This is a genomic window from Mycobacterium sp., from assembly GCF_049683935.1.
In the GTDB taxonomy this organism is placed as follows: Bacteria; Actinomycetota; Actinomycetes; order Mycobacteriales; family Mycobacteriaceae; genus Mycobacterium.
Map to the genome: position 1 here is coordinate 1 of NZ_JBAUJR010000350.1, position 3,051 is coordinate 3,051.

The following is a 3,051-nucleotide window of genomic DNA, read 5'->3' on the forward strand; positions in this document are numbered from 1 at the left end:
AGCAGGGCCTCTCTCGAAGTTCGGCTGCTGGAATGCAATTCCGGCGATAGTCCCTAGGGGTGCTGGGTCGTCGACGGCGGTAGTGCCGCGACCAGTGGGGTGTCGGCTCCGACGCGTCCCACCTTCAGCGCGCCGCCCGGGTCGCCCAGCGGCGCGTCACGACCCGGAAGCGTCAGCGTGAAGAACGCGGCGTTGTCCTCGAGGAACTGCGCCTCTTCCTCGGGCAGGTCGACGTCGTAGTAGATGGCGTCCACCCGGCACGCGATGCGGCAGGCACCGCAGTCCACGCACTCGTTGGGGTTGATGTACATCGCCCGATCACCCTCGTAGATGCAGTCGGCCGGGCATTCCTGCATGCAGGACTTGTCGACGATGTCCACGCACGCACTACCGATCACGTAGGTCATGGCCACGACGGTATTCGGCACACCCGGCCGCCGTCAGGGGCCAAAAGTCCCTAATTCTTGACCGCGGAATAGCATTCCGGGTCGTGGTTGAGGCCTGCACCGCAGCCAGGAATGCTATTCCGCGGGCAGTCAGGAGCCGATTTGCACGTGACCGTCGGGGGTGACCCGCGTCGCGTAGACCGGCAGCGAGACCTCGGGGTTGTCGAGACATATGCCGTCGTCGAGGGCGAAGGCCTGCTTCTTCAGCGGCGACTGCACCGTGGCCCGACCGCCGCGGTCGCCGACGATACCCCGCGACATCACCGCGGCACCGGAGAACGGATCGATGTTGCCGATCGCATGCAGGGTTCCGTCGTCGAGTCGGAACAGCGCGGCCTGTACACCCCCGGGCAGCAGCACCCCCACCCCGCGGCACGGTTGCAGCAAGTCGAGGGCGCACGCAGTGGTCCACACCTGGATGTCGTCGAGCAGCGTCATCGCGGGCTACCCTCCGACCTTCGGCATGCCGATCGGCACCTTGCGGCCCGAGCGCTGGGTGAACTCGACAGTGGGATCGGGGATGTCCGGCGCGTTGACGAACGACACGAACCTCGACAGCTTGTCCGGATCCTCGAGCACCCCCTTCCACTCGCAGGCGTAGTTCTCGACGTGCCGGGCGATCGCCGCCTCGAACTCGTCGGCCAGGCCCAGGGAGTCGTCACACACCACCTCACGCAGGTGCTCGAGTCCCCGTTCCTCCACCCAGGGCGCGGTGCGCTGCAGGCGATCTGCGGTACGGACGTAGAACATCAGGAACCGGTCGATGTAGCGCACCAGGGTGTCGTCATCGAGATCGCTTGCCAGCAGTTCGGCGTGCCGCGGCGTCGCTCCGCCGTTGCCGCCGACATAGAGGTTCCAGCCGGTTTCGGTGGCGATGACGCCGACATCCTTGCCGCGGGCCTCGGCGCATTCGCGTGCGCATCCGGAGACACCCATCTTGATCTTGTGTGGTGCCCGCAGCCCGCGGTAGCGCAGCTCGAGGTTGATGGCCATCTGCACCGAATCCTGTTGCCCGTAGCGGCACCAGTCACTGCCGACACAACTCTTCACGGTGCGCAGCGCCTTGCCGTAGGCATGCCCGGATTCCATCCCGCCGTCGACCAGCCGGCGCCAGATGTCGGGCAGTTGGTCGACCCGGGCGCCGAACATGTCGATGCGCTGGCCGCCGGTGATCTTGGTGTACAGGTCGAAGTCGCGGGCGATCTCGCCGATCAGGATGAGGTGCTCGGGCGTGATGTCACCGCCGGGGACCCGCGGCACGATGGAGTAGCTGCCGTTCTTCTGGATGTTGGCCAGGAAGTGGTCGTTGGAGTCCTGCAGGGACGCCTGCTCGCCGTCGAGAATGTGCTCCGAGCTGGTCGACGCCAGGATCGACGCCACCACCGGCTTGCAGATGTCGCACCCCCTGCCGGTGCCGAACCGCTCGATCAGCGCCGAGAACGTCCGGATGTCGGTGGCGCTGACGATCTCGAACAGCTCGGCCCGCGACTGGCCGAAGTGTTCACACAGCGCCTTGGACTGTTCCACCCCTTCGGCCTCGAGCAGTTGCTTGAGCAGGGGCACACACGAGCCACACGACGTGCCGGCCAGCGTGCACTTCTTCAACCCGGCGACGTCGCAGCAGCCCGAGCCGATGGCCTCGGTCAGGTCGCCCTTGGTGACGTTGTTGCACGAACAGATCTGCGCGCCCGCCGGCAACGCCCCCACGCCGAGTCCGGAGCCGCCACCCTCGGACCCCGCCGGGGCGATGAGTGCGAGCGGATCGCCGGGCAACAACTCTCCGACCATGGGCCGCAACACCCCGTACGACGTCGCGTCGCCCACCAGGATGCCGCCGAGCAACGTCTTCGCGTCGTCGGAGAGCACCAGCTTGGCGTAGGTCTGGTTGACGGCGTCGTTGACGGCGACCTCGAGGCACTCCGGCGCGGCGCCCATCGCGTCACCGAAACTGGCGACGTCGACACCGAGCAACTTGAGCTTGGTGGACATGTCGGCCTCACCGAATTCGGCTTGCCCGCCCAGTAGTCGGTCGGCGACGACTTCGGCGCTGGTGTATCCGGGGCCCACCAGTCCGTAACACCGACCCTCGATCGCAGCGACCTCCCCGATCGCGTAGACACTGGAATCGCTTGTGGTGCAGGAACGGTCGGTCAGCACGCCACCTCGGTCGGCGAGCTCGAGGCCGGCGTCACGGGCCAGCTCGTCGCGCGGGCGCACGCCTGCAGCGAAGACCACGAGTCCGGCGTCGATGAACGAGCCGTCACTCAACGTCACCCGCATCGAGTCGTCGTCGGCCGACCGGCGCAGCGGCCGATTGCGCTGGGCCGGCTGAATCGACTCCGTCCCGACGCCGGTGTGCACGGTGATGCCCAACTCGGTGACCATTCTGCCCAGCAGAGCGCCGCCCGCTTCGTCGAGTTGCTGCGCCATCAACCGGGGCGCCATCTCGACGACGTGCGGTTGCAGCCCGAATGCGCGCAGCGCGTTGGCGGCCTCCAACCCGAGCAGGCCACCGCCGATCACGACGCCGACGGGCGTCGCACTGGACCGGCACACCCGCGCGGCGTCGGCGCGGATCGCGTCGAGGTCATCGAGAGTGCGGTAC

Annotated in this window: 3 protein-coding genes; all 3 read right to left on the bottom strand. The window is 67.4% G+C overall.

All coding sequences use genetic code 11. From position 1 onward, the window contains the following. Positions 1–53 precede the first annotated feature (53 nt). Positions 54–407 carry a ferredoxin gene (fdxA, locus tag WA965_RS20300; RefSeq protein ID WP_526294219.1) on the bottom strand — a complete coding sequence of 118 codons (354 nt, stop codon included), beginning with the start codon at positions 405–407 and terminating at the stop codon, positions 54–56. 129 nt (positions 408–536) lie between these two features. Then, positions 537–884 (bottom strand): nitrite reductase small subunit NirD, encoded by a 348-nt coding sequence (gene nirD / locus WA965_RS20305; RefSeq protein ID WP_526294220.1) that lies wholly within the window; start codon positions 882–884, stop codon positions 537–539. A 6-nt stretch (positions 885–890) separates the two neighbouring features. Then, positions 891–3,051, bottom strand: a 2,161-nt coding sequence (nirB, locus tag WA965_RS20310) for a nitrite reductase large subunit NirB (protein ID WP_526448014.1), incomplete at its 5' end; no start/stop codon positions are given.